This is a genomic window from Spartinivicinus marinus (genome assembly GCF_026309355.1).
Lineage (GTDB): Bacteria > Pseudomonadota > Gammaproteobacteria > Pseudomonadales > Zooshikellaceae > Spartinivicinus > Spartinivicinus marinus.
Genome location: NZ_JAPJZK010000001.1, coordinates 5,243,549 through 5,267,870, shown reverse-complemented (window position 1 = coordinate 5,267,870; position 24,322 = coordinate 5,243,549). Strand labels below are relative to the sequence as shown.

At 40.7% G+C, this 24,322-nt stretch carries 26 protein-coding genes; 15 read left to right on the top strand and 11 right to left on the bottom strand.

Going from position 1 to position 24,322, the window contains the following annotated elements; genetic code table 11:
- Positions 1–9 precede the first annotated feature (9 nt).
- Both OQE68_RS23655 and OQE68_RS23650 read left to right on the top strand, forming a co-directional pair.
- On the top strand, positions 10–1,500 hold the full coding sequence (locus OQE68_RS23655; RefSeq protein ID WP_180567926.1) for a J domain-containing protein: 1,491 nt from the start codon (positions 10–12) through the stop codon (positions 1,498–1,500).
- A 52-nt stretch (positions 1,501–1,552) separates the two neighbouring features.
- Positions 1,553–3,529, top strand: a complete 1,977-nt coding sequence (locus OQE68_RS23650; protein WP_180567927.1) for a monovalent cation:proton antiporter family protein — start codon at positions 1,553–1,555, stop codon at positions 3,527–3,529.
- 64 nt (positions 3,530–3,593) lie between these two features.
- Here OQE68_RS23650 and OQE68_RS23645 read toward each other — a convergent pair whose 3' ends face one another.
- Positions 3,594–3,929 (bottom strand): PilZ domain-containing protein, encoded by a 336-nt coding sequence (locus OQE68_RS23645; RefSeq protein ID WP_180567928.1) that lies wholly within the window; start codon positions 3,927–3,929, stop codon positions 3,594–3,596.
- A gap of 238 nt (positions 3,930–4,167) precedes the next feature.
- Here OQE68_RS23645 and OQE68_RS23640 point away from each other — a divergent pair, with 238 nt between their 5' ends.
- The gene (locus OQE68_RS23640) at positions 4,168–4,404 is read left to right on the top strand and encodes a DUF6316 family protein (RefSeq protein WP_180567929.1); all 237 of its coding nucleotides are present in this window, start codon (positions 4,168–4,170) and stop codon (positions 4,402–4,404) included.
- A 79-nt stretch (positions 4,405–4,483) separates the two neighbouring features.
- On the top strand, positions 4,484–4,615 hold the full coding sequence (locus tag OQE68_RS23635; protein WP_255490823.1) for a hypothetical protein: 132 nt from the start codon (positions 4,484–4,486) through the stop codon (positions 4,613–4,615).
- Here the strand turns inward: OQE68_RS23635 and OQE68_RS23630 are convergent.
- Together OQE68_RS23630 and OQE68_RS23625 are read right to left on the bottom strand one after the other, a co-directional pair.
- On the bottom strand, positions 4,612–5,082 hold the full coding sequence (locus OQE68_RS23630) for a transcription termination/antitermination NusG family protein (protein ID WP_180567930.1): 471 nt from the start codon (positions 5,080–5,082) through the stop codon (positions 4,612–4,614). The genes OQE68_RS23635 and OQE68_RS23630 overlap by 4 nt on opposite strands.
- Positions 5,083–5,412: 330 nt before the next feature.
- Positions 5,413–10,482: a M91 family zinc metallopeptidase gene (locus OQE68_RS23625; protein ID WP_180567931.1), complete on the bottom strand. Its 5,070-nt coding sequence runs from the start codon at positions 10,480–10,482 to the stop codon at positions 5,413–5,415.
- Between the two features lie 271 nt (positions 10,483–10,753).
- On the opposite strand from OQE68_RS23625, the gene OQE68_RS23620 reads away from it, so the two are divergent.
- Positions 10,754–11,269, top strand: coding sequence for a GNAT family N-acetyltransferase (locus OQE68_RS23620; RefSeq protein WP_180567932.1), 516 nt, complete (start codon positions 10,754–10,756; stop codon positions 11,267–11,269).
- On the opposite strand, the gene OQE68_RS23615 is transcribed toward OQE68_RS23620, so the two are convergent.
- Together OQE68_RS23615 and OQE68_RS23610 are read right to left on the bottom strand one after the other, a co-directional pair.
- Complete coding sequence (locus OQE68_RS23615; protein ID WP_180567933.1) at positions 11,266–11,505, bottom strand: hypothetical protein; 240 nt, start codon at positions 11,503–11,505, stop codon at positions 11,266–11,268. The two genes, OQE68_RS23620 and OQE68_RS23615, sit on opposite strands and share 4 nt — an antisense overlap.
- 42 nt (positions 11,506–11,547) lie before the next feature.
- On the bottom strand, positions 11,548–11,949 hold the full coding sequence (locus OQE68_RS23610; RefSeq protein WP_180567934.1) for a hypothetical protein: 402 nt from the start codon (positions 11,947–11,949) through the stop codon (positions 11,548–11,550).
- A gap of 387 nt (positions 11,950–12,336) precedes the next feature.
- Between OQE68_RS23610 and OQE68_RS23605 the strand changes: the two genes are divergently transcribed.
- From OQE68_RS23605 to OQE68_RS23585, 5 genes are all read left to right on the top strand, one after another.
- A complete protein-coding gene (locus OQE68_RS23605) occupies positions 12,337–12,609 on the top strand; it encodes a BufA1 family periplasmic bufferin-type metallophore (RefSeq protein ID WP_219339983.1) in 273 nt (90 codons plus the stop codon).
- A 117-nt stretch (positions 12,610–12,726) separates the two neighbouring features.
- Entirely contained in the window at positions 12,727–13,584 is an 858-nt protein-coding gene (bufB, locus tag OQE68_RS23600) for an MNIO family bufferin maturase (protein WP_180567935.1), read from the top strand.
- Positions 13,562–14,158: an HvfC/BufC N-terminal domain-containing protein gene (locus OQE68_RS23595; RefSeq protein ID WP_180567936.1), complete on the top strand. Its 597-nt coding sequence runs from the start codon at positions 13,562–13,564 to the stop codon at positions 14,156–14,158. Before bufB ends, OQE68_RS23595 begins: the two co-directional genes overlap by 23 nt.
- Positions 14,148–14,642, top strand: a complete 495-nt coding sequence (locus OQE68_RS23590; protein ID WP_180567937.1) for an RNA polymerase sigma factor — start codon at positions 14,148–14,150, stop codon at positions 14,640–14,642. Before OQE68_RS23595 ends, OQE68_RS23590 begins: the two co-directional genes overlap by 11 nt.
- Positions 14,639–15,286, top strand: a complete 648-nt coding sequence (locus tag OQE68_RS23585; RefSeq protein ID WP_180567938.1) for a hypothetical protein — start codon at positions 14,639–14,641, stop codon at positions 15,284–15,286. Before OQE68_RS23590 ends, OQE68_RS23585 begins: the two co-directional genes overlap by 4 nt.
- A gap of 36 nt (positions 15,287–15,322) precedes the next feature.
- Here the strand turns inward: OQE68_RS23585 and OQE68_RS23580 are convergent, their stop codons facing one another.
- From OQE68_RS23580 to OQE68_RS23565, 4 genes are all read right to left on the bottom strand, one after another.
- Complete coding sequence (locus OQE68_RS23580) at positions 15,323–15,688, bottom strand: hypothetical protein (RefSeq protein ID WP_180567939.1); 366 nt, start codon at positions 15,686–15,688, stop codon at positions 15,323–15,325.
- A gap of 154 nt (positions 15,689–15,842) precedes the next feature.
- Positions 15,843–16,790 carry a 5-oxoprolinase subunit C family protein gene (locus tag OQE68_RS23575; protein ID WP_180567940.1) on the bottom strand — a complete coding sequence of 316 codons (948 nt, stop codon included), beginning with the start codon at positions 16,788–16,790 and terminating at the stop codon, positions 15,843–15,845.
- Between the two features lie 15 nt (positions 16,791–16,805).
- Positions 16,806–17,489, bottom strand: coding sequence for a 5-oxoprolinase subunit PxpB (pxpB, locus tag OQE68_RS23570; protein WP_180567941.1), 684 nt, complete (start codon positions 17,487–17,489; stop codon positions 16,806–16,808).
- Between the two features lie 9 nt (positions 17,490–17,498).
- The gene (locus OQE68_RS23565) at positions 17,499–18,266 is read right to left on the bottom strand and encodes a 5-oxoprolinase subunit PxpA (protein WP_180567942.1); all 768 of its coding nucleotides are present in this window, start codon (positions 18,264–18,266) and stop codon (positions 17,499–17,501) included.
- Between the two features lie 523 nt (positions 18,267–18,789).
- Between OQE68_RS23565 and OQE68_RS23560 the strand changes: the two genes are divergently transcribed.
- From OQE68_RS23560 to OQE68_RS23545, 4 genes are read left to right on the top strand one after another with little or no spacing between them, the layout of a single operon-like run.
- Positions 18,790–19,785 carry a TRAP transporter substrate-binding protein gene (locus OQE68_RS23560; RefSeq protein ID WP_180567943.1) on the top strand — a complete coding sequence of 332 codons (996 nt, stop codon included), beginning with the start codon at positions 18,790–18,792 and terminating at the stop codon, positions 19,783–19,785.
- Between the two features lie 22 nt (positions 19,786–19,807).
- Complete coding sequence (locus OQE68_RS23555; RefSeq protein ID WP_180567944.1) at positions 19,808–20,395, top strand: TRAP transporter small permease; 588 nt, start codon at positions 19,808–19,810, stop codon at positions 20,393–20,395.
- Positions 20,395–21,720 (top strand): TRAP transporter large permease, encoded by a 1,326-nt coding sequence (locus tag OQE68_RS23550; RefSeq protein WP_180567945.1) that lies wholly within the window; start codon positions 20,395–20,397, stop codon positions 21,718–21,720. Before OQE68_RS23555 ends, OQE68_RS23550 begins: the two co-directional genes overlap by 1 nt.
- Before the next feature lie 30 nt (positions 21,721–21,750).
- On the top strand, positions 21,751–22,269 hold the full coding sequence (locus OQE68_RS23545) for a winged helix DNA-binding protein (protein WP_180567946.1): 519 nt from the start codon (positions 21,751–21,753) through the stop codon (positions 22,267–22,269).
- Positions 22,270–22,306: 37 nt separating this feature from the next.
- Here the strand turns inward: OQE68_RS23545 and OQE68_RS23540 are convergent, their stop codons facing one another.
- Positions 22,307–22,798 carry a hypothetical protein gene (locus tag OQE68_RS23540; RefSeq protein WP_180567947.1) on the bottom strand — a complete coding sequence of 164 codons (492 nt, stop codon included), beginning with the start codon at positions 22,796–22,798 and terminating at the stop codon, positions 22,307–22,309.
- 389 nt (positions 22,799–23,187) lie between these two features.
- Here OQE68_RS23540 and OQE68_RS23535 point away from each other — a divergent pair, with 389 nt between their 5' ends.
- Positions 23,188–23,658: an Hsp20 family protein gene (locus tag OQE68_RS23535; protein WP_180567948.1), complete on the top strand. Its 471-nt coding sequence runs from the start codon at positions 23,188–23,190 to the stop codon at positions 23,656–23,658.
- 222 nt (positions 23,659–23,880) lie between these two features.
- Here the strand turns inward: OQE68_RS23535 and OQE68_RS23530 are convergent, their stop codons facing one another.
- Positions 23,881–24,300, bottom strand: coding sequence for a hypothetical protein (locus OQE68_RS23530; RefSeq protein WP_180567949.1), 420 nt, complete (start codon positions 24,298–24,300; stop codon positions 23,881–23,883).
- Positions 24,301–24,322 lie beyond the last annotated feature (22 nt).

Genomic DNA, 24,322 nt, shown 5'->3' with positions numbered 1-24,322 from the left:
AAAACAACTATGGCTAAACCTTCCCGCCAACAACTGTTAGCGCAACTAAAACTGCCACCCAACGCCACTCTAGAAGACATCAAAAGGGCCTACCGATATCATGCAAAGCGGCTCCATCCTGATAAAAACCCCAGTCAAGACACCACAGAAGCATTTCAGCAACTACAACAGACGTATCGGTTATTAGTTAAGGATTTTCAACAAACTTCCCTAACATTGTCTGAAAGTCACGACACATCAGCCGTAGATATTACTGAACAAGTAAAGCGCAACCAGCAGCAGCTTGCAAAAACTTATGGTGTGAATACTTCCATCGAAAAACCACCCCACCTGTCGTCAACTGCTAGTTCTGAGACAACTATACTGCCCACCTGCCAACGCTGTGGTCAGTGTAAAATAAACTTAACTAAACGACAGTTTTGCCAGGTAATAGGGTTGCTCTACAAAAGTCGCCAACGACAAGTTGAGGGTATTTGGTGTTTAAGCTGCAGTTGGCGACTAAGTTTGTGGTATAACTGCCTTAATTTAATATTAGGGTGGTGGTCACTACCGGCAGGCCCCTGGCACACGTTAAAAGCCTTTTGGTATAATGCCACCAAAAGTTATCAACCAAAAAAACAGCTTGAATTACTCGTTACTTTAGTTAACGCCCTTTATCAGCAACATGATTATGGCAAAGCCGTTAATTTTGCTTATCAGCTGTTGTCGTCTGCCCCTCCACCCAATCGTGCCATCCAACATAACTGTTATCGATTATTAGACAACCTGGGTAATCCTCTTAAACCACCACTGCCCAATCTATTTCCCTGGTACTGGCCTGTTAGTCATGGTGGGTTAATTTTATTTTTACTTATCCTCATCACCAGTCCATTGGTTATTAACATTGCGCTACAACGGTCTTATCTCCCTTCAGAGCCTTTTAAAATTCGCCCTACGCCACTTTATACTAATGAGCGGCTGGGCTTGCATTACACCCTAACAGAAACCAAGCTTTATACCGCAGCCAACCTGACCAGCCCTGTCAAAGTATTATTAGGCAGTTATCATCCTATAAAAGTAACCAAAGTGATTAATAAAACCTGGCTACAAGTGACTTATAACAATAAGCGTTACTTTACCCGTGAAGCACTTATTGGTTTTGGCAATGCCCGCACAGCCAAAAAACTGAAATGTAACCAATACCCCCAACGTAAGCCATTTAGCGGAGAGTTAATGGGCAAGCAGGTTGGCCAGCAGTCTCTCAAACTAACCAACCTTTTTAAGCAGGATACGGTGATTACTTTTTATCAAGGCAAGCACCCCGTACAAAAAGCGTTCATTAATGCCAGCACAACAGCAGTACTTCCTCATTTACCCGCCGGTATTACCCACTTAAGTGCTACTTTTGGCAAATTTTATAATCAAGCCTGTGGCCAGTTTACCTATATTACAGGCACAATAAGCCAAAATATCACACTCTTTGGCCAGCAAGCGGAGTTATCATTAAAACCCTCTGCTTAGGGATTTTTACTTTCATTGAAATAGACCTTAGGGCACCAACTCTGGACTCGCTATGGATTTCTCTTTTTACAACCAACTACTGTTAATTTTTGCCTGCTCTGTCATGGCTATTGCTGTTTTGAATAAGCTGCGTATGCCACCTATTTTAGGTTACCTGGCAGTAGGTATTATCCTTGGCCCTGCGGTTAGCGATAGTATTGCTGATTACCAAACTATTGCCTTATTAGCTGAAATAGGTGTCGTATTTTTACTATTTTCAATTGGCTTAGAGTTTTCTTTTGCTCAGCTGACCGCCATGCGCCGAATGGTATTAGGTTTAGGGGGCGCTCAGGTACTCTCAGTCACTGCTGTTATTTTTCTGGTTGGTTGGTTATTGCAACTACCGGTATCCATCGCACTACTTGCCGCTGCTGGCATGGCGCTTTCTTCTACTGCCATCGTTTCAAAAGAGCTGACTGAACATAATGAGTTAAGAACAGAGCATGGCCAAACCACTATCGCTATTTTAATTTTTCAGGATATTGCCGCCGTATTATTTTTAACCTTAATTCCCGCCTTAGGTAATGACAGTTATCAAGCACTTGGCCATGCTGTATTGCTTGCTTTAGGGAAAAGCATTGGACTTTTCGTCGCGATGTTGCTTATTGGTAAATTCTTGTTACCCAAGTTATTTCATGAAGTTGCCACTGTTCGCTCTCAAGAACTTTTTCTGCTCACTGTGTTAGTTATTGCACTGTTTGCTGGATGGATTACCCACTTTTTGTCTTTATCAATGGCATTAGGAGGCTTTTTAGCTGGTATGATGTTAGGTGAAAGTCACTACAGACACCAGATTGAACATGATATCAGACCCTTCCGTGATGTGTTGCTAGGACTGTTTTTTGTCTCAGTAGGCGCCATGCTTAACTTGCACTTATTTGTCCAAAACTGGTTTATTATTCTCATCGCTACCGCTAGCTTACTCTTAGTCAAAAGCGTATTAATTACTTTGCTTGCTCAATTATTTGGCCAAAAAAGAGAAACCGCATTAACCACTGGTCTTTATCTCTCACAAAGTGGTGAGTTTTGTCTGGCATTGATTGCTTTAGCGGGTAAACAACAACTGGTTGACCAGGAAACGCAATCTATTCTGCTAGCTGTGAGTATTTTATCCATGGTGACTACACCTTTTCTCATTCGCTATAGCAGTTTAATTATTAAATGGCTGTTTCCCCAGTCTCCTATTACCCCCGCAGATACTCACGAACAAGAAATTGCTCAGCTTGCCCATAAGCTGAATCAACATACGATTATTTGCGGCTATGGTCGGGTGGGGCAATCTATTGGTCGATTTTTAAAACAACAACAGCTGCCTTATACGGCTTTGGATGATGACCCCATCAGAATCAAGGAAGCCAGCATCGCTGAGTCTCATATTTACTTTGGCGACTGTCGACGCACCGAGCTACTTAAAGCCATAGGCGTAGGTAAAGCCCGTTTAGCCATCGTTTGTATTGATGATCCTACGCAGGCCATTACCATCACCAAAAATATTCGCAGCTTACGCCATGATATCCCAATTATTGTCAGAACTCGTGATGATACTTATTTGGATGCCCTGAAATCAGCCGGTGCAACCGAAGTCATTCCTGAGGTGATGGAGTCTAGCTTAATGATTATCAGCCATGTATTAGTCATGCTTGACCAACCCGCTATCCAGGTTAGAAAACAAATAGACCAAGTAAGAAAAGATCGTTATCAACTATTACATGGCTACTATCAAGGTGAAAAAAGCACCCTTGTGGACCCTAAAGGCAAACCCAGACAAATACTGCATGCCATCACCCTGAGGGAAGATGCTGCTTGTATCAACCTGCCTGTGAGTGAGCTGTTACAGGTTAGCCCTACTGTGGAAATACAGGATATCAAAAGAAACGATCAGTCCATTGCTGACCAGCTTGATACTCCAATACAACAGGGTGATTGCATTTTAGTGTCCGGGTTAGCTGAAGAGATAGAGCAAGTAGAGACTTTGTTACTTTCAGGCTGACAACGCCTCTAGCCTGGGTATGCTATGGGCTACTCAACTAGTTGAGCTATCCCCCTTCTGTAACCTAACCCCCTTCTGCAAATAGGGCTAAGAATTTTTGGGCTTCTGGCTGTACTTCAGTAAACTGAAGCCCAATATGAAAGTTCACCGTTCTAATCACCACATGCCTTACTTGAGCGCGCGCATAAATTGTTAAACTCTTACTATTGTGGCTGGCCTGAATCATAACGGGAATAATCTGCCTCATTTTAAAGTTAGCTCCCGTCTCTAACAAAACCCCATGCTCAGACACATTAACCGTTTTGGCAGGAATAACTTTATCACCATCTTTTATTGCGGCTTTCCAACGGACAGCCCTACGCGGGGACCGCCTTTGCTCGTGCTGCTCTTGTTCTGTCATTTGCTATCAACTACTGGCTAATACTAAGTCAACTACTCATACCAAACAGTATAGCGTTATCCGAACAACTGCATCAGGACACAGTCATTTTATGTACCGTGATCAATGGTCAGGTATTTTAACAATCTGTTAGCGCACTGCTTTTAACTTCAATTAACCACTTGATTTTATACAGCTATCACTAACCAGGCATAGTTTCTGCCTTAGTTGCAGTATAATTATTAAGGGAGTACAACTGATGAATGATCCTCGCTCAGGCGAATTATCCTATCCAGGACAGCGCTCAGATCGTTTTATTTTTAAAGAGAATTATTGGTATTTTAAAACAAGAGAAGATTTAAATATTGGCCCTTTTCGCAGCCTGGATGATGCCAAAGAAAAAGTGAAAGATTATCTAGACTTTATCTCCCTTGCCAGTTCTTCAGCCTTACAGTCATATTTTTCATATATGTACGATTTAAGAAATTATTACTAGTAAAAATAATTGGCCATGAACACCAAATTCGACATTGCAGTAAGCCGCCGTGTCGAATTAGCTATTTTAAAGGAATCTTATGATGTATTTAAATCGATTAATCAGACAACTATTTTTTCTTATTACTTTTGGCATAATGCTTTCCTGGCTACCAACACCCGGTCAAGCATCAGCTTATGCTATAAAAGATACAACAACACTAACCGACTAACTCGCACCGATTAGTTCACTTTGATCCACTTCCAACCGGTGGCTCTGGTTAAGAAAGTTTAAAAGAACAACACAGCGGTCTAAGCCCTTATCACATAAATATACTGCTTTAAAGTATTTGAAAGGACCATCCTTAAATTCAACAAGCTGATCAGGCTTAAAGATAGGTTGTCCATCTAGTAGTGCTTGCTGTTTTATTATTTTTTCAACCAGCTCATCATCAACTTCAGCAAAAGTAGCGCCAAACCTGACAAACCCCAGCACCCCCCTGGTTGAGCGAACTTTTGAATATAATGTACCCACTTCTTCAGCCGCTCTTTTTTTCAAAAAGAGATACCCTGGAAATAAGGGTTCTTCTGCACCATTTTTCTTTTTCAACCAAGGGCAATAATTCTCAAAGTCTTGATTGTTGAGGTGTTGTACAGCTCTTTTTTCTTCCTTTGGTTTTGTTCTTAGCAAATACCACATAGTTACCTAGCCAATAGTCAACAAACAAACTCAAGCCAACTTCCTTGTCCAAAAAAGAAGCAGAGCACTTAGCTCATACTGTACAACTTTCAAACATCCATTCCCAATGAGCACATCAAGTTCAGTGAGCGTATTTTTAATTAATCAAACAGGTATAATAATATAGCTCGCACTCTTCAACATATAGGGGTAACTACCTATTGAACTGACTATCCCTCTGCTTTGCACCAGATTTTGAACCCAAATCCCTAGACACCTCTTCGCTAACAAAAGAAACTACCCCCCTTTACCCTAACATCTCACATTGAGAGCACTCACTTACATTAAGACTTAAAGGCTACCAACCACTGAGGCAGGCTGTTTGTAAAGATGATGACTACTAGATGACAAGTCATGTGGTGATGATATTGCAGCCCGATGCTCCTCAAACCCAGATAGTGCTTGGATAATCTGATCAATATGCTGCTGCTCTGACGGAGTTGCTACTACATGCTGTACTGCACCCGCTGCATTTTGGATAAACTGCTGCTGAACACCATCATTAGTTACCACCAACAAATGCTGATAACTCTTACCAGAGAAATAACCAGAAATATTTATTTCACGCACAACATATTGTTCACTAGCTGTCACGTTTGCAAATGGATTGGCAAATGTTGCGATTAACAATAAATCATTTTGATTCTGCCGGGCTAGCACTTTATCAAAAGTCGTGTCAAGAATAATACTATCTAGCTTCTGATCCGTTGCATAATTATCGATCTTCACTTGGCCTGCCATCGCGCCAATTACATAGCTGTCATGACCATCATTACCTTGCATATAGTCATTGCCACCATACCCCCTAATAACATTAGCTTGCTGATTGCCAATTAAGTGATCATCGTAAACTGTGCCTTCTGCTGATAAGTGATAACGACTTGCCAAACATTTGCCTGCTCCCCACTGCCAATCAGTTAGCTTATAATCCTCCCTTTTCAATTTAGCTATACAATTAACTACCTTTATACCTTCATAGGTTTTATCCTGATAATCACTTTCATGTGCCAGGCGTTTGCTTTTATAACGACTATTAATCGACAGCACATTATCAACCAGCGAATAAGCGATACCATCTCGGGTAATAAGGCGATAATCTCTTAAGGTTTTGCCACCATAAGGAAGAGCATCCCCCACATGAGTCGTCGTATCGATTATATTTTCTAATACTATTTGACGACCATCGACCATTTTAATAAGTAAATGATGATTTTTTCGGTGATATCCCTGCTGATAATGAACTACTTCATACTGGGTTTGGATTGACACTATTTCTGAGTCATCATAATTTAAATAAAGAGTATTAACCTGTTTTGCATGCTCAGTTTGCGGTTGAGGCTTAATAACCAGCTTACCTTTACCTCTCTCCACAAAAAAGCCCGCACCAGCATGATAACCGTAGTACTTCCCTTTTCTCTTCACCATGACCAAACCAGACTGATCAAAAAAGCTAAAATCTTCCTGTTCAAAGTGACCGCCTTCATTTGTGCCTTCAATTTGGTTGACCCTTAAATCAATACCAATCCCGGTAGGCACTGAATGATAGGTTTTATCCGCTATTTTTAAATACCTGACTGCCAGCTCAACCGGTGTAGGGGCTTCCTCTACACTTGGGCGTTGCCTGGGTAACAACGGAATCAACATAAAACCATCACGGGTTTGAAAGCTTAATTTATCGTTTATTAAGAAAAGTTCTTCTGTTTGTTGTTGATACATATTTTTAATGGTTAAACGTCGATAGCCAATCGCATCAAATAAAATAACTAGATCGTTTTCAATCAGCTGCCAGTCATATATTTCATCTAAAACATACTCCAGTCGTATTAAAGAAACATCCGCGCCATCTTCAGTAATTTCCCCTTGCCTTAACTCCCGTTGCACCAAGTAGATATCCTGTCCTGATCCGCCATCCACAACAGCATGATCAGTTAACGTAATGACATCATCTCCCCCTTTGGCATAAACACGGTCACCATAGTTAGCTAAAATACGATTATTATCATTAGAGCCATAAATAATATCACTGTAACCATTGTTGCCATCGCGAGTGCCAGCACCCGAGCCCGTTGTATGTTGAATATTTTGTAATGAACCAATTTCAGAGCCTTTTGCTGCCTCACCCGACTTGCCCGTTAATTTAAGCCATACTTTTCCCTTATCTAAATCAATGATAAAGCCATAGTATTGCTGTTCTGGTGAACCGGCTTCAGCACACTTTTTATAGGTATCAGCATGTAGAGTTAAGTTATTTTCCCCTTCTTTTCCATCTAATCGAAAATAGACACTCTCAGCCTTTTGGTTTTTTACCTGACGATTATATAGAGTAGCAATATCAGCAATAGCATCTAACGACACTGAAAAAGTGAAATTATCATCTAAATCGCCACCATGTAAATTTTTATAGCCACGCCCAAATATAAATTCATTTTTTTTCTTTCTCACGCCAAAGACAGTATCATTACCATTACCTATATTGAACAGCACCGCTTTATCTTTATGCTGGGCGATTGATACAGTATTAGACAAACCACCGGCACCGTTGTAAGCATCAATATAATCATCAGAGCCCACTACCTTGGGTATATTTTCCCATTTAACAGAGCCATCACCATGCCATACTGGAACCCGTTCTAACTCCACCTTAAACTCACCAAATACAACGGTGTCAATAACGCTTGCTAGTTCACTAGCTAATAACTCCTTAGAACGCTGGTAGGTTTGTTTTAAATATTCCTCTTGAGTTTTATTAACTCGATAAGCATCAACAACCCATTGATCCATATCTTTACCCCAAAAAGCCAACCACCCTTGGCGCAATCGATAACGCCAATTGTTTAGCTCTGGGACATAATCCCACACCGCTTCTACTTGTCGAATGGCTGAGTACATTTGTGAGCCTATGATCAACCCCACACTTAACCCAAGTCCGGCAGGCCCTAATATTGAGCTACCCGTAATCACTGCAGCTACTCCCAACCCCAGAGAAATAGCGGCACTAGCAACAGCAAAACCACCCTGCACATACAAGTCTTGTCGTGCTTTATTAGACAGCCCTTTATTCTTAGCATCATGAAAGGCTCTGTGAGCACTGTAAACATCAAAAGGCAAGGTAAGAAATGAAGCCCCCAGGCCACCACCACGACCAATTAATTGCCCCAACCGAGTACTGGCTGCAACAAATCGACCACTTTGCGTAGCATTAAAAATAATCCGCTGACCGATAATATTTAATTTTTTATTTAAGATTACCTCTGCAGGAATAGCCACTAAATTGGTAACTACCCCACTACTTTGCAAAATACCATCTTCAATATTTCCCTGTTTAAATGCTTGCTCTGCTGATTTTAATCCCGCATAAATGCCCCATATTTGCATCCCTACTCCTGGGGTTTGAGAGGCTACATTGCTAATCGTAAATCGTGCCCGACTATTTAAACCACTCAAACTAACCGGTTGCATAGAGGATTTATAAGTTGCATTGCTTAAATGGGTTATTCTGCTTCTCTCAGCATCATATGCAAAAGGATTAAACAGTGCAGTATTGTCTTCACCCTGTTCAGAGAGCGACTCAAAGGATCGTATGGTTTTCTCAAGTTGACTATCTAACTGCTGTTGTAAAGCAGCCTTCTCCGTATCACTTAATTGATGCTGCCCTTCAATAATTGACTTAAATGCATCAAGTTGGGTACGAACATCAGTAAACACATCATGAAGCTCTTTTTGGTAGGGATCAAAGTCTTCTGGTAGTGGACCTGATTCACTCAAACTAAAACCAAGTTCAAAGCGTTCAATAGCAACAGAGAGATTTTCTTTTTGAATATACAATAAGCCTAATAATTGCTCAGCCAAGTGATTACTTGGCTGAGCATCTACTACTTTCATTAACCGTTGAGTTGCTTCATTTAGTATGTGTAAAGCAGCAGCCTGACCATTGTAGTTAAATAAATCCAAAGCAGAAACTCGCTGTTCCCTGGTATTGAGGATTAAACCAAACTTATGAAAAAAATCACTTAGATAACTGATTCTTTCCAGTTGCTGCTGATAATATTTTAACCGAATGGGTAAGCGGTGCTCTGCACGAAGTAGGTTTTCTGTAATAGCAACATTTAAAAATTCAGTTGCTTTCTTTTTATTAAAGTGGTTCGTTACGTTATCATACTCATTTAATCCTACAGTAGCCTGTTCTTCACCATGAGGATTTTTTTGAGTGCTGATAGTGGTATCTTCAATATCATGTAATGCATGAATCAACTCATGCCCTAATGCAATAAACGTTGGACTATCAGTTAAGTGGGATTTTATAGTATCTAAACTACTTAAGTCATAAAAAATATCAACTGCTTCAAGCTTGTTATTTTCAATTGTCGCTCCTTCGCTAAATACAAAAGGTGAGTTTCGGGTAACATTAATAACTACACTACCTTTAAACCGGCTGCGCCCATTAGCCTTATTACTGGTAATAATCCGATGTAATAACGCATTACCTGCAGGCTTAGACGCTAACTTCGTAAGATCGTTTCTCACTTGAGACAAATCTTGCTCAAGTAGTTCTGCCCCCTTAGGAAGAGCCTGATAAACAGCCACATCGATATTAAGCTTAATTTTTTTAAAGCCAGACTTATAATATGCATTGTTTCTTTCAAAGCGCATATAACCCAGCTCAGGTAATTGAATACCACCAACAGACAATTGAGGGGTTTTTGCTTTCAACTTGTCCTGTGCTAACTGTATTAAATTACCTGTTAATTGAACAGGTTTAGAAAACAACGTATTCAAACTATTTAATAAAGTATGAAAACCCTTTATTAATTTGCTCGCAGGTTGCTGTAAATTATTTTCTTGAAATAAATTAGTTTGATAGTCACGTTCTAATTGAGTTATATTTTCCCTAATTACTTGATTAAGATCATCAAGTTTCAACCGCCTATTTTTATCATGGCGAAGTAATTTTTCAATATCTTTTAACGTAACTTCATTATTTGGATCAGCTAATGACATTACTGACTCTGCATCAGAATAAAATAGCTCTGATCGCAGCTGATAACGGTCTTCAAACTTCAGTACACCAGAAGATACATGTGTCGTATCATCAGTTGGCTCAGAATCAACAGCCATATCACGAGCTTGCCCACCGGCCATGTCTATATAACCCGTCCCCTCATCTAAATTAGCAACAGGAGTTGGCGAATCTTCTGGCAATATAATGGTTTCACGCTCACTTATACTATCATCATCAAAAGTAGTGAAAACATCACTAGCAGAATCCAAGTGAACACCCTCAGATGAGGTCATAGTGGTATTAACCCGCTCTTCGGCATTGTTGGGATTGGTAATATTTAAATTGTTATCACGAGACTTCATTGGTATGCTTAACTACTTAGTTAATTATTGGAATAACTACTAACACACAAAGGAAGTGGATGTTAACTCAGCTTAAGATAAAAGATATGTACAGTTATTGTCGTATTTAAACTAGAATTTTGTAAACCAATTGATTAAATCCATTAACAATCAATATTACTTATAGCTTGACAGCATCCACTTTTCCGTTTTTAAATACGGTAGATATAAAAACACAGGCTGTTTATTTGTTATACATAAACTTGTAATAGCAATTAAGTGATTAAATGCAGTGAAAATATCTAATGAAATAGCTCTTTTTTCTCTTACTGAAAAAGATGCTCACACAATATTCCAGTTAGTAGAAAACAATAGGCACTATCTCAGTCAGTTTCTATACTGGGTTGACTCTGTTCATGATGTAGCGTCAACCAAACAATATATTAATCAGCGAGTTAATAGTGGCCTACCTGGCGCTCAGTGGTTTAAAATTACATTTCATGATACAACTTGCGGTATCTTTGCTATTAAGTCCATCTCAGAAGATACAACGACAGCAGAAGTGGGTTATTGGCTTATCCCACAAGTTCAAGGGCAAGGAATCATTAGTAAAATAATCCAAGACATGGTAGTTTATTTAAAAGGTATAGATGCTGCGAAAGCTATTGAGTTTCGCTGTTTAGAGCAAAATCAAGGCAGTATTAAAGTGGCTATGAGAGCAGGTGCTATCCTTTTAAAAACCATCCCCCATTATATCTCTCTTAACGACTCATTGCAGAGTTTAAAAATATTTCAATTACCTATTTAAAAACTAAAAAAAGACTCAACTACTGGGCTTTCACCCAATAATTTACCTGACTCATTACTATATAGCTTTGCATATACTGTGTACTCTGCTACATCGTAAAGCACTATTTTAAATTTTCCATTTGGGCTAATCTCCTCCCTATAAGGTTCTGCTAATTCCTTTTCCAACCACTTTAAAAACAAGGGACCACCCACTACAACAATAACTAAAGACAGTATAATTAGTAATTTTTTCATATTCCCTACAACAAACCCTAAAAATCATTCGTGAAGGGTATATTAACCATTATTTTCTCGCGAACGTATTGCTAGCCGCCAGTGCACTAAGAAAATCATTAGGCTGATCACTACGACTATAATGGAGTGTATCATGCTTTGGAAACCATCTCGTTGTTCAGCTTTAAGTTCACGTACATATGAAGTATTTCGTTCGGAAGTTAACTCAGCTCCAGTAGGAAATATTTCAGGGTTATTTTTTCGGATATATTTTTCACGATTAGAAAAACAGTCTTGGTAAGACAGGTCTGATTGGTGGCACTTGTATTCATAACTTGAAAGTGTAAACTCAGGCAATGAGGCCTCAATAATATTCCAAGTGAACACACTAGTAGTAATTGCCAAACAAGCAACTGTAAAAAAACACACGGCTAGTGCATAAATTTCTACAACTGTTTTTTTCATATCTCTACACCTTCCTAAGATAAATGATTAATAACGCTAGTGTTATACTATTGATGTATTTTGCAAAACTGATGATGATTATTTGCAAATTTTGTGCAAATAGAAAACCAATAGAAGTGGTGCAAGATTAGGGATGTTTGTCGGCATCAAATAGATTTTAAAAGGTTGCCTTCAAATACAAGCAGACCTGTTATCAATCCCCACAATTTTTTTGCAATCAAACTTACTGCTAAATCGTTTCTTACTATGAGAGGCAAACACCCCAGCATCAACAAGATGTAAACCGTTTTCTCTTTATTTCTAATAAACAGAAGCAATGCCCTAGCAAATGCTACAGCCAAAGCGAAGGGTATATAAAAGTCTCATACGTTTTAGGAGAAAAACACAGTGAACAGCAAGCAAATTATGACAGCCACATTAATTGGAATTGGCTCAATCGCAACCACCGCCCATGCGGTGCCCGATGCTCCCACCGAGTGGGAAAAGTGTGCTGGCATTTCTAAGCCAGGTATGAACGATTGTGGTGCCTTAGACGGCTCTCATGGCTGTGCCGGTCAAGCCAAAAAAGGCAATGTTGACACCGAGTGGGTTTATGTCCCTAAAGGCACTTGTGAAAAGATCACTGGTGGTAAAGTGGCGGCTGTTAAGCCCGCTAAATAACGATCGATAAACCGTCTTTGTAGCCTAGAAGCCCACCATTGCGCACCCATATACCACGTTTTTAGGCTACTTTTTTAGAGCATCCCTATCAGCTTGTGAGCAGGTGGAGAAATTTTAATGTGGACACATACCTTAACAGATGCTGGCATTGGATTACGTAGCCCACATTTACAGGCCATTATTCGAGACAAACCGGATATCCCTTGGCTGGAAGTCCATATCTGCAATTTCCTTGGCGGTGGCTTAAACCGGATATTGCTACATAAAATTAGAGAAAATTACCCACTGAGTTTTCATGGGGTTAACCTCAATCTGGGTGGTGTTGACCCACTGGATAAAGGATATCTTCAAAAACTAAGCCAGGCAGTTGATGAGTTTCAACCAGCCCTTGTATCAGAGCATCTTTGCTTTACTAGCCTACAAGGCCACCACTTTCACGATTTATTACCTATTCCTTATACTGCAACTGCACTGCAATTAATAGCTGAACGCATTGATCAAGTCCAAACCTTATTAGCCAGACCTATTCTTATTGAGAATGTTTCCCGTTATATACATTATTCAGAAAGCGAAATGAGTGAGGCCGAATTTATTGCCGCACTTAGTAAAGAAACAGGGTGTGGTATTTTACTGGATATCAACAATGCCTATGTCAATCAACAAAACTTAGGCATTGATATCAATGAATTTCTTAATCGCTTACCTATGGCTAATGTGGGTGAGATCCATTTAGCAGGGTTTAGCGAAACTGACGATGGCTGGCTAATTGATACCCATGGTAGCCAGATAAGCGAACCTGTGTGGCAACTTTATCGTCAATTATGTAAAAACTACCCAGCGATACCTTGCTTAATAGAGCGGGATAATAATTTACCCTCACTGACTGAATTACTACAGGAGCAAGCTCAAGCCCAACGCATCATTAATCAATATAAGCGGAAGGATACCAGCAATGTTTATGCAGCAAGATACTGACCTACAAGCAAAATATGCTGCAAGCTTACACAATGTTGCTCAATCCATTATTGAGCAACAACCTGCTACGGCCATTTATAGCAATAACACCTTAGGTATTCATGTCCAATCTCTAAAGGCTAACTTTGCAGTTACCCATCAACTGTTGGGTGAAACAACATTTATTGCTCTAGCTCAGGTTTATAGCCAGCATTTTCCCGCCACTCACTGGGATATTAATTTATATGGCAATCAGTTTGCAGACTTTATTGCTTCTCAAGTCAACAGTGCTCAGGCAACATCATTGCCATGGTTATCAATTGCCTCAGTAGCCAGCATTGAATACAGTATTGTGTATGCCTACTATGCGGATGATGACGATAAAAAGCAGGGCTATCAATCATTAGCAGGAAGAATAGGAGCCGAGTTTTCAAACAAGGCACACAAATTACTAGCCGACCATTATCCTTATTGTGATTTTCCAAGTCATTGGCAGCCTAATAAACCAGTCGCTATCTGGCGAGAAGGGATTAAAATCAAGCTTTATCAACACTCGAAAATAACTCAAAAGGCTGAGGTGATTAATGGACAATAAAAACATGCTCAGCGCTAATCAACTTAATAGCCTATTTCAATATGCTCATACCTTATGTCAGCAAACGGATGATGCCTATGATTTGTTACAATCGGCAATGGAGTCCTTTTTGATTGAGTGTAAAAAGAAAGCGATTCAACATCCAGAAGCCTTCGTCCGCACCGTGATTCGTAATCGATTTTTCGACCAATATCGGCATGCAAAACGCTGGGAATCGGAGCCTTACGAAGAAGCCGCCAGTTATGATATTTCACCGGTCGATTTTGAGCATGATTATATTCATAGTCAGCAATTGGAAATAATCTGGGCGCAGATATCACCATTAGACAGAGACATTCTTTACCATTGGGCAGTGCTAGGCTATAGCACTGACGAATGTTGTGAGCAGTTAAATATGCCACGGGGGAGTTTTTTGTCGAGAATACATCGGCTTCGCAAGCACTGGCAAAACCAGAGCAATCAGGCAAAGGAGAGAGCGCTATGAATCATCAGTCTACGCCAAATAAGCCACTGCCACTTAAAGATGCCGTTACACAGGAAGTGAAAAAAGTGAATCTCAAGGCAAGTGAGCTTGAGCATTTAATAGCAATGCAAACGGCTGCCTTTGATAACACAACACCAGATCAGCAGCCCTCACAGAAAAAAGCCAGGTATTTAACCGGCATTTCCGCTTGTTTCGCTTTTATTATGGTCAGCCTGCTGATGGTACAAACACTATTTACAACCAAAGACTTAAGTGAGTCTATTGCGCTTGAAGTAGTCAACTACCATATCAAACAAAGCCCATTAGATGTAAAAACCGAGAGTTTTACCGGCATACGACAATATTTTACTAAGCTGGATTTTGTACCGCAACAGTCGTCTCTCATTAACAAATTAACTGGACCCACCTCAACCATGCTAGGTGGCCGCTATTGTTCAATTCAAGGCATAACAGCCGCCCAACTCCGCTACCAATTAAATGGCGATATTATCACCCTATATGAAGTGGGCTATGATGCCAAACACTTTGGCGACATCCCCAATATCGATTTAGGTGAGTCACCAAAAACAGTTATGTCAAAAGGTCTTGCGGTTAGCATGTGGGTAGAAATGGGATTACTAATGGTTAGTGTGACACAGCCTTAAGCGTTGGATCAGGTTACTTTATTTTATGATGGCCCACTAGGTTGGGTTGACTCCATCAGAACACAATAGTGGCGGGCAAAGTCCACCGTTAGAGGCAAATTCAATTGATTCATACTTAATTACATTATCTTCTTTAGGCGGTTTAGGCCAGTGTGGGCCTCCAAGAGCAAACTCAATGGGTGTAGTGACAATCCCCGGCCTAAATCCATCGCGCCCTATTGCGATATTGGCAAAATTTAAAGATAACGGACAAACCTTAAACTTACAGATAACTCCCTGCGTGGTTAACCTAAACTCTGGCGGCAAATCTATTGCTCTAAATTCATTATTCTTAGTTACTAATTCAGCATGTGCATTACTAATGCTTACAACAGTTAAGGCGACAGCTAACAGTTTTTTCATAATTCACTTTACTACTCTAATATAACGGTCAGAATATTATAGTTCATATGTCTTATAATTAATGTAAATTTTGTTTTCTATAGTGCTTTAATATGTAAAGAATACTTTCGTTCAGTTTAGGCGAAACTGAATTAAAAGGATTATAATCTATCCGTTAACGTTTGGACTGGATACCAAAAAACCGATTATAAATCATCCGTTCTGCTTCAGCTTGGTGAATATCTTTAATGGCAAATCGAATCTTGGTTCCTGGGCCTCGTTGGGATAATCGTGCTGCATCCAACGTCGTGACACAGCCAATTTTGGGGTAACCACCAATGGTTTGCCGATCTCTCAATAATACAATCGGCTGGCCATCTTTAGGGATTTGAATCGCGCCATAAGAAATCCCTTCAGAAATAATACCCTCTAGCAAGCTATTGACTGGTTCTCCCGTCAGGCGATAGCCCATTCGATCAATATCCTGGGTAATTTCGTATTTATTACTGAAAAACTTTTGAATTTCAGCTTGGGCAAAACTATTGCATTGATAGCCTAAAATAACCCCCAAAATCAGTGGTGCGGAATAGTCGGGAATAAATTGCTCAGGCACTCGCTTACTGACAAATGGTTGAACGACAGATGGCGACATAATGGGGTAAGGTAAGACATCACCTGTCGCTAACTTTTTACCATTGGCCTGCAAGCCGCCTATTCTTTCACGGACAACCGTCGCCGCACTACCCAATTGTTGGGTAATTTGTAATCCCCCCTTCACCGCTAGATAAGCTCTTAAGCCGGTTTTTGGTCGATTAAATGCAATCTGATCACCTTGATTAACCGGATAACTTTGCCAGGGCCTTACCGCTAAACCATTAATAGTTGCCCCCAGGTCAGCCCCCGTCATTGCAATAACCGTTGGTTGCTGAACCTCAAGCTGCAACATGCCAATGGTAATTTCCAGTTGTGCGGCATCAAAGGCATTATCCAGTAGTCGATTCGCCCATAAAAAAGCATGCTCATCCATCGGGCCACCGGTGGTTACTCCTATATGCTGATAGCCATAGCGACCAAAATCCTGAATTACACTGATCAAGCCTGGGTTGATGACCTTAAATGCCACTTGTCTCTCCCCCCATTACAATGTTCCTCCCAAGCTCAAAAATGCTTGCTTATCAATGGCCACAAATTTTACCAGGTCCCCCATATTGACTGGGGTGAGCGAATCTTGTTGAAAATCCACCAGATTCAGTGGCGTACGCCCTAAAATTTGCCAGCCGCCGGGTGACTCACTGGGGTAAATTGCCGTTTGAGTGTCAGCAATACCCAAACTGCCGGCAGGCACTCGGGTTCTTGGGGTAGTTTTTCTTGGAATAGCAATCTGTTTGTCAGTATTTCCCAGGTACGCAAAACCTGGGCTAAAACCAATAGCATAAACCGTGTAAAGCTCACTGCAATGAATATCAATAACTTCTTCAGCACTGCGATGGGTGTGCTGCTCAATAATGGGCATATCTAAAGCCACTTCAGGCCCATAATAAACAGGAATTTCAATGATTTTGCTAGATTCAACCAAAACTGAATGCTGCTCAACGTTTGCCAATAATTGCCGCAATAAGGCGTGAAATTCAAAAAAATTGGTTTTGCAAAGATTATACGTCAGGTGAATTGAATTATAAGATGGAATAATATCAATCACCCTATCACCAAGATTTTGACGAATTAACTGGGTGGCAACACTCACTTGTTGTGCTACTTCCCGTTCAATTTCATCACCCACATACACAATTAAAGAATCTTCAGTTAAAGGCTGAATTTTCATAACAGCCCCTTATTGCTGTGCTTGTAATGTAAGGGGGGGTATTAGTGATACGGCTAATGTCTGGCGAATATGACGCACGGCAGCCACTGCCTGGGCATTATCCCCATGAACACAAATCGTATCCGCATTTAAGGGGATTTCACCACCGTCTAATGTTGAGACTTTCCCTTCATGAATAATCCCCAACACTTGCTGTTCGATTTGTTCGATATCATTGAACACAGCACCAGGTTGATCTCGCTTAGCCAAATAGCCGTTAGAGTCATAAGCACGATCCGCAAATGCCTCAAACAACAAAGCAATACCTTGTTGATCCGCTAAATGCTGGGTTTTATCTCGGTTACCATTGGCTAAAACCACCAAAGCCAACTCTCGGTCATAGGCATGTATCGCTGCCATCACCGTGGCCAGCACTTCGCTATCTTTCATCATTTGGTTGTAGAGCGCGCCATGAGGCTTCACATAGCTAAGCCGGGTGCTATGGGTACGACAAATACCATCTAATGCTGCAATTTGATAAATCAGTAAGGTTTTGAGTTCTTGGGGTGAACACTGCATGGTTCGGCGACCAAAGCCCAGCAAGTCGGGATAGCCAGGGTGTGCCCCGATCACCACATCATATTCCTTAGCCATTGCGACAGTTAGGTCCATGGTCATTGGATCAGAAGCATGAAAACCACAGGCAATGTTCGCCATGTCAATATAGGGCATTACCTCAGCATCCATGCCTTTCTGCCAGCTACCAAAGCTTTCTCCCATGTCGCAATTTAGTTTCATTATTACACCCTCTTCACTCCAGACTTGATCAAAGCGCTTGTTCAAAACCGATCATCAACACTATCTAGACCCCAGCTTCCTAGACCTAAGCTTCAATAAGCAAATGAATAGTATCAAGGCTACTATTGATAACTACCGCTTATAACTACTGCTTATGCCTTTTACTGATACCTGCTACAGTCAAGCCAGCCGTTAGCTGTATGCGTTCAGGCTGATGACGTAACAGTGCAAATTCTTATTGTTGGGAAGTTACTGTCTATTAATAAAGTAAATACTTCGAATACATTTTACAAGTGTTTTGTATGTGTATTGACTTATAATTGCACTTGTCATACCGTAGGACCTACCAGTCGAATAAGAGAAATCCACTAACTGGGCTAGAGAAAATACTTACAAAAGCGAAAACGATGCTTAGCTGATCAACAAACTACTGATCAATTAACTAAAAGGTGCTGATGCCATCGAGCTAGCGAACCAAAGACTTAGGACACCTCTAATAAATAAGCCAATTGGAGTTAACCCCATGAAAAAGCTTGTGAAATTTGCAGCCTCTGCTTCTACGACATTAATGACTACTGCCTCACTACTGATAGGCTCTTCCAGTGCATTAGCTGCAACAAAATGGGATATGCCCACCCCTTACGCCGATGGTATTCACCACACAAAAAATGTGCGGATGTTTGCAGAAGAGGTAAAAACGCTCAGTAAAGGTGAGCTGAACATTAAAGTGCACTCAGGGGCATCTCTGTTTAAACATGGTGAAATTCACCGAGCCATTCGCACTGGCCAAGTCCCCATTGGTGAGTTGTTTATGGCAATGTTGGGTAATCACGACGAAGTGTTTAAACTGGATAATATTCCGTTTTTAGCCACTGATTTTGAGTCTGCCAAAAAACTATGGGATAGCTCGCGACCTGCCGTTGAAAAAAGCTTAGCGAAGGATGGATTAAAACTATTATTTGCTGTGCCTTGGCCTCCTCAAGGGATTTATTCGAAAAAGCCGGTTAGCGCAATTGGTGATTTGGCCAAGCTAAAAATGCGTTCATATAGCCCAACCTTATCGCGGCTTTCAGTTTTGTTAAAAGCAACGCCTACCACAGTACAAACCCCTGAAATTCCACAAGCATTTAGTACTGGCATTATTGATGCGATGATCACCTCGCCTTCAACAGGGGTCAGCAGCCAAGCATGGGACTATGTGTCGTATTATAATGATGCGCAAGCCTGGATCCCGAAAAATATGGTTATTGTCCATAATCGCAGTTTTAAACGACTCCCAAAAGCCGTACAAGCAGTGGTTATGAAGGCTGCAGCTGATGCTGAAAAACGCGGCTGGGAAATGGCCCAACAAGAAACCCAAGCCAAAACAGAAGCCTTGGCTAAAAATGGTATCAAGGTCTCCAAACCCGATGCTCAACTACAGGCTGACCTGGCTAAACTAGGGGAAATCATGACTAAAGAATGGGCAAAAGCCGCAGGTGATCGGGCTAAACAAATACTTGACGCTTATAATAAATAACCCATTCAGAGTAGTATTCATTATGCAAAATCCAACGACCACGCATTCAGCAGCCAGTCCCCCACCCCAATCAACTATCAGGGGGATTTTAAACTTTATTTACACGGCTTCAGGGGCATTAGCAGGTATCTGTATTTTAGCAATCACCCTGTTAATTCTCGCGCAAAGTGTGGGTCGTTGGTTTGGTGTGATTATTCCGTCTACTGAAGACTTCTCTGGTTTTCTACTGGCTGCATCCAGCTTTTTAGGGCTGGCTTACACCTTTCGCCATGGGGCCCATATTCGGGTCAATTTAGTGTGCAAACATTTACCTCAAGCGATTCGCCATAAGCTGGAAATCGTTGTGCTGTTTACTGCCGTATTACTTGGCATATTCATGAGTTACTACATGGCTTATATGGCTTATGAGTCGTATATTTTTGAAGAAGCATCAGCCGGTTATATTCCAGTCCCTTTATGGATTCCCCAAACCGCTCCCGTCATTGGCTTATTTATTTTTACTCTCGCACTTGTTGATGAGTTGATTACGTTATTGACTGGAAACCAGCCAGCCTACTTACAAGCTGAGCAGCAAGAAAGCCTGGAAATGCTGACTGAGGAGGGATGTTAATGGAAACGCTTACTATTTCATTGATTGTTATTATCGGCTTGTTTGCATTCTTAGCGGCAGGGATGTGGGTAGGGCTTTCCCTGTTTGCAGCAGCGTTGGCAGGCATGTATTTTTATGGCAATGATGCATTTGGCAATATCTATGCAACGTCCACTTGGGGTGCAATTTCCAGCTGGTCACTGACTGCCCTGCCCCTTTTTATCTGGATGGGAGAAATTTTATTTCGTACCCGTCTGGCAGAAGATTTATTTAAAGGCTTAAGTCCCTGGTTACAGCGTATCCCAGGAAAGTTACTCCACGTTAATATCATCAGTTGTGGTATTTTTGCCGCAGTATCTGGCTCATCCGCAGCGACAGCAGCCACCATTGGTAAAATGACCCTGCCTGAGCTTCGCAAACGGGGCTACTCAGATAAAATGGCCGTTGCCACCTTAGCCGGCTCTGGCACCTTAGGGCTATTAATTCCCCCTTCCATTATTTTAATTGTTTATGGGGTTGCTGCTGAGGTATCCATTGCCCGACTATTTATTGCAGGTATTTTGCCTGGGCTGCTACTGGTCAGTTTATTTATGGGCTTTACCATGATTTGGTCTGCGGTTAATAAAAATAAACTAACCACAACCCATGCAGCTGATGAGCCACCACCCGAATCGCTTAGCTTTAAAGCTAAAATAAAACAAACCGCGAGCTTAATCCCAGTGGTAGCGTTGATTACCTTTGTATTAGGCTCCATTTATGGCGGTTTAACCACGACTATTGAGGCAGCCGCGTTTGGGGTTTTGGGTGCACTGGTCCTGTCACTGTTAACTGGCACCCTCAGTAAGAAAACCTTTATGGACAGTTTAATGGGAGCCACCAAAACCTCCTGTATGATAGCGTTAATTTTGGCAGGGGCCGCGTTTCTCACTACAGCAATGGCATTTTTAGGTTTGCCAAATATGCTGGCCACCATGATTGCTGAACTTAACCTGTCTACGTTTATGCTGTTGCTGGCATTGACTGGGCTATTTATTTTTCTGGGTTGCTTCCTTGATGGTATTTCTGTCGTCGTATTAACAACTTCCGTAGTATTACCCATGATCAGCCAATCAGGTATTGACTTACTATGGTTTGGTATTTTCATTGTGCTGGTGGTAGAAATGTCCCAAATCACACCACCAGTAGGTTTTAATCTATTTGTTATTCAAGGACTAACTGGCAAAGATCTGTGGTATATTGCCAAAGCAGCACTGCCCTTCTTTTTACTCATATTATTAGCAGTGCTACTCATTATCCTGTTCCCGGAAATTGTCACCTTCCTGCCTGAACAGATGACAACTAACTAATTAAATAGGTGACTAATACAAGGGAACGACATGGCTGACGACCACGACCTCAACTCCATTGTTTCATCTTCGCACCTGGTTTCAGAGCTTAGTCGAGAACTCAGTGAGTTTGAATATGGGTTAACCATTGCTAACAACTCATTTCAGCGTTGGATGCTGCACTGCTCCAGTAGCAGTGGTGTTAATGAACTAACACCACTGGATGTATTAGTCATTCATCATATCAATCACCGAGACCGCTCTAAAAAAGTATCTGACATCTGTTTTATTCTTAACCTGGAAGATACCCATACGATTGCCTACTCTGTGCGCAAGCTCGTTAGCCTAGGCATGATCATCGGCACTAAACAAGGTAAAGAAACCTTTTATAACACTACTGAATCCGGGCAGAGCTATTGCCAAAAATACCGTAAAATTCGTGAAAGCTGCTTAATCAATTCGTTAAAAGCACTCAATCTGTCTAATAAAGAACTGGGGGAAGTTGCTAGTGCTTTACGTATGCTTTCAGGTCTTTATGACCAGGCATCCAGAGCTGCAGCCTCACTGTAATATTTTTCTGCTAATTGGCTAATCAAGTAAGAGCTGGCTAAATACCAGCTCTTACTTGATTAGGTGCTCGATCATTGTTTAAATTTGCCCATGTCCCTTTCTCCTGGTTAATGGGCTCGAACAGTATTTCATCTTTCTCCATGATTTTTAATTTATCTAGCCGAGTGCCAGTTCGAGTATTTAACCTATTAAGATTTTCTGTTAGCTCTTCTATGGAGTGAGTTAATTTATAAAACGTTTTTTTATCAAGATGACTCTGTTTTGCTAAAATAAAGTTTGCTTCCGCGATAATCTCAGGCAGCATCTCTAATAAGTGATATTCAGATATTATTTGTTTAGGAACATTCCTTCCCCTGAGCCAACACTTTAACTCGCCTATTTCATCTGAGCTTAACTTAGCTGCCACATGGGGAGCCACCTCAGTCAAATGGCTATCAAAAGAAACGACCATTGTTTCAGTCAGTGTATTGTCCGTATTCAATTGCTGACGAATACATTGAACTCGTGAGCCCACAACCTTAAAGTACATAATCATGCTCCTTTATCAATAGTACGAATATATAGTCAATTAACAGGCTAGTGGTGTATTACTAACAACGGTATAGCTATGACACGACTTCCTAAAGATTCAACACTAGCTACCTAAGGCAGCTAAGACTGCAGCTTTAAATTAATAAATAGTTCAATATCTGATACAATAATAAATCTGCCTTGCAGTTTGTCAAGACAGGAAGAAACCACCTTATTATAAATATTATTGATATAACAAAAGCCCCTTTATAAAAACAAATTCTTTATTTAACTATTGAACTCTTCAAAAAAGATCCCATCATATTTATTGAAACGGGGAGTTCAAGCAGAATCCACGTTTTAAATTTAATTGTAAGATTTCGTATTGCTTCTTTAGGAGGATATGACATGACTACATTTGATTTATCCCCATTATACCGCAGTAGTATTGGGTTTGATCAGCTAGCCTCTGCACTTGATTCAGCGTTGCGTAGTGATCAAACAGCCCCAGGTTATCCACCCTACAATATCGAAGCGCTTGATGAAAACCACTATGGTATTACCTTAGCTGTGGCAGGCTTCGAAGAAAGTGAGCTGGATATCCAAACAGAAAAGGGAGTGCTCACTATAAGCGGTAAGAAAGCTAAAAATAAAGAGCCACATAAATACCTATACCAAGGTATTGCAACACGTTCATTTGAACGAAAATTTAACCTGGCTGATTATGTTGAGGTAACAGAAGCTAGTTTAGTTAATGGTTTACTTAGTATTAGTTTAAAACGAGAAGTACCTGAGGCAATGAAGCCTAAATCAATCCCCATTACTCAAGGGGAAAATAAAGTCATTGAACACCAGAAAAAGGAGGATAAAGCCGCCTAATTAAAAATATGACAATTAGCTCTGATTAGAAGTGTTCATAGTTAACTTATTCAAGGAGGGCTATGCAATAACTAACCTTAACATGTTAATGCTAAAAAAACTGAGTGTATTCTGAAAACAACTAACAAAATAAACAACTCTAGGCGAGTTGTCTGTTTCGCTGAGCAGCAAAAAAGCAGCCACAAGGCTGCTTTTTTGCTTTTAAGGTTATAGGTTAAAACTTTAGCTTGTGGCTAATATCCATGCAGAAGCAATCGCTGTTTTTGTTTGACCATCAACAGGGGTTGGCGAGCTGGCCCAAGCATCGGCATCAAAAGAGGCTAATGATTGAATTAATTGATCTATCCCTTGCTTATCAATGACACTTCCATCATCAGTAATTACTTGGAAACCCTGATTTTCATTCCAATTTTCTATAGCAATATGATCACCTGCCTGGCCTTTAAAGCTAATATGCAAAGTATTATCAAACTCTAATTCTGGAATGCTAAAGTGAACATTATAAAGGCTGATATCTTTCAGGTTAAGTACATCACCAGTAGTATCTCCTTTTAATTGGTCGCTACCATCACCTTGCTGATAGATAATTTGATCCCTATCACTACCACTGACTAGTGGGCCGTGCGGAAAATAAGGTAACATTTATTGTTTTAATATAAAATAG